Source organism: Dietzia sp. B19 (assembly GCF_014145155.1).
GTDB classification, from domain to species: Bacteria; Actinomycetota; Actinomycetes; order Mycobacteriales; family Mycobacteriaceae; genus Dietzia; species Dietzia natronolimnaea.
On record NZ_JAALED010000495.1, the window covers coordinates 3,754 to 6,738 of the forward strand.

General features: G+C 69.7%; 2 protein-coding genes. One reads left to right on the forward strand and one right to left on the reverse strand.

Annotated elements, in window-relative coordinates:
• Positions 1-25: 25 nt before the first annotated feature.
• Positions 26-403, reverse strand: coding sequence for a WhiB family transcriptional regulator (locus G6020_RS13575; RefSeq protein ID WP_170114850.1), 378 nt, complete (start codon positions 401-403; stop codon positions 26-28).
• 270 nt (positions 404-673) lie between these two features.
• On the opposite strand from G6020_RS13575, the gene G6020_RS13580 reads away from it, so the two are divergent.
• On the forward strand, positions 674-2,985 hold a 2,312-nt coding region (locus tag G6020_RS13580; protein WP_182610980.1), incomplete at its 3' end, for a transglycosylase domain-containing protein.

A 2,985-nucleotide genomic window follows, 5' to 3' on the forward strand; every position in this document is an offset into this window, starting at 1 on the left:
GGGGTACGGGGCCGATCAGGTGACGTCAGTAGATGACGGTGTGCCGCTCGATCTGCTGGGCGAAGAAGTCGGCCCAGGACCGTACCTCGGGATGCTGCTTGAGCAGAGCGCGGCGCTGACGCTCGGTCATCCCGCCCCAGACCCCGAACTCGACGCGGTTGTCCAACGCGTCGGCCCGGCACTGCAGGAGGACCGGGCAGTGGCGACAGATGGAGGCCGCCTTGCGCTGCGCGGCGCCGCGGACGAAGAGCTCGTCCGGGTCGATGTCCTTACACCGGGCCTGGGCGACCCATTCCTGGCGCCCCTCCCCGATGATCGTCTCCTCGGACCCGAGGGGATTGCTTGAACCGGGGCGGACCCCGGCGTCGTCGGTGCGGGAGGTCCCGGGAAGGGTGGCCGTCATCGATGTACCCCTGTCTGTGTGGAGTCGCGGACGGGTTGCCGTACACGCCTCCGGCCTTCTGGACCCACCCGGCGCGGCGGGCCCACGGTGTCCACGGGAGCCTCTCGGCCGTGAGTGCCGTCGGACCACGACATCATCCGGGTTCGAAACGTCCCGCGTTCCCTCATATTGTTACCGTAGTCACACAACAGAAGTAAAGAGTCGTGTGCTGCGGACGCCTCACGGGGTGGCGGGACAGGGGTGTTCACGTACTCTGGCCCCGTGTCGGCTATGAGTTCGCTGGGAAAGCTGGTCGCGGCCTGTGTCGCGGCCGGGGTGGTGGCGGCCGGGTCCTTGTTCCCGATCGCCGGGGCGGCGGGGCTGGCCTCCAACAAGATGGCGGACTCGCTGTCCGGGACCTCGGCGGACCTGATCAAGGGCGATCTCCCGTCGATCTCCACGGTCACCGACTCCGAGGGGACGCCCATCGCCTGGTTGTACGACCAGCAGCGGGTGGTGGTCCCGAGCGAGGAGATCTCGCAGAACATGAAGCTGGCGATCATCGCGATCGAGGACCGCCGGTTCGCCGACCACAACGGTGTGGACTGGCGGGGCACGATCCGCGCGGCGCTCACCAACGCCACGTCCGGGGACGTGCAGCAGGGCGCCTCGACCATCGACCAGCAGCTGGTCAAGAACTACCAGTTCCTCGTCTCCGCGGAGAACGACGCGGAACGCCGCGCGGCCGTGGAGACCACCCCGGCGCGCAAGATCAAAGAGATCAGGATGGCGCTCACGCTGGACAGCGAGATGAGCAAGGACGACATCCTCAGCAAGTACCTCAACCTGATCTCGTTCGGCAACGGGTCGTTCGGGGTCCAGACCGCGGCCCAGACCTACTTCGGCGTCGACGCCTCGGACCTCTCCGTGCCGCAGTCCGCCATGCTCGCGGGGATGATCCAGTCCACCAGCATGTTCAACCCGTACACCAACCCCGAGGACACCAAGAACCGCCGCGACACCGTCATCGACACCATGGTCCAGACCGGCGCGATCACGCCGGCCGAGGGCGCGGCCTACGCGGCCGAACCCCTCGGTGTGTTGGAGCGCCCCAACTCGCTTCCCCGTGGCTGCATCACCGCCGGTGACCGCGGGTTCTTCTGCGACTACGTGCTGGACTACCTGGACCAGAACGGCCTGAGCCGGGAGATGGTCCAGGAGGGCGGGTACACCATCCGCACCACCCTCGACCCGACCGTCCACGACTCGGTGCAGCGGTCGCTCAACACCTACGGCAATCCGACAGGCCAGGGCGTGGCCGAGGTCATGAGCGTCGTGCGCCCCGGCCGGGAGTCCCACAAGGTCGTGGCGATCGCCTCGAGCCGCCAGTACGGCCTCGAACTGGGCGACAGCCAGACCGTCCAGCCGCAGCCGTTCTCGCTGGTCGGCGACGGCGGCGGTTCGGTGTTCAAGGTCTTCACGGTGGCCGCGGCCATGGAGAAGGGCATGGGCACCAACACCAGTCTGGCCGTCCCCCGCCGCGTCCAGGTCTCGGGCCTGGGCTCCGGCGGCGCGCGCGGGTGCCCGCCCGCCCAGTACTGCGTGGAGAACGCCGGGTCGTACCCGAGTTCCCTGTCCGTCGCGGACGCGCTCGCGCAGTCGCCCAACACGACCTTCATCAACCTCATCAAGGACGTCGGGGTCGCCCCCACCGTGGACATGGCGGTGCGGCTCGGCATGCGGTCGTACGACCGCAAGGGGACCGCGGCGGACGGCGACTCGATCGCCGGGTTCATCAAGAAGAACAACCTGGGGTCGTTCACCCTCGGGCCGACGGCCGTCAACGCGCTGGAGCTGTCCAACGTCGGCGCCACCCTCGCCTCCGGCGGGATGTGGTGCCCGCCGAGCCCCGTCGAGTCGATCACCGACCGCACCGGCAAGCCGGTCGAGCTGAGCGAGCCGGGGTGTGAGCAGGTGGTCGAGCCGGGGCTGGCGGACACGCTCTCGGTGGCCCTGTCCAAGGACCACGTGGGGGCCGGCACCGCCGCGGGCGCCGCGGGTGCCGCGGGGTGGAGCCTTCCCATGTCGGGCAAGACGGGGACGACCGAGGCCAACCGCTCCTCCGCGTTCCTCGGCTTCACCAACCACTACTCCGCCGCCGTCTACGCCTTCAACGACGGCACCACCACCAGCGAGCTGTGCACCAGCCCGCTGCGGCAGTGCTCGTACGGCAACCTCTTCGGCGGTCTCGAGCCGGCCAACACCTGGTTCTCCGCGTTCGCCCCGATCGCCCAGATCTACGGCCCGGTCCAGCTGCCCGCGCCGGATCCCGCGTTCCAGGCGGGCACCAGCGGGGCGGGGACACCCGATGTCGAGGGGATGAGCCAGTCGGCGGCCACCTCCCTGCTCACCGGAGCCGGATTCGTCGTCAACACCCAGTTCGTGTCCGGCACCGGACGCCCCTACGGGACGGTCGTGGGACTCGACGGCGGGACCGGCATCCCCGGATCCCAGATCACCCTCCGCGTCTCCGACGGTTCGGGCGGCGGTGGCGGTGCCGCGGCGCGGGGCACCGACGGCCAGGGCGCGTCCGGACCGGGGGC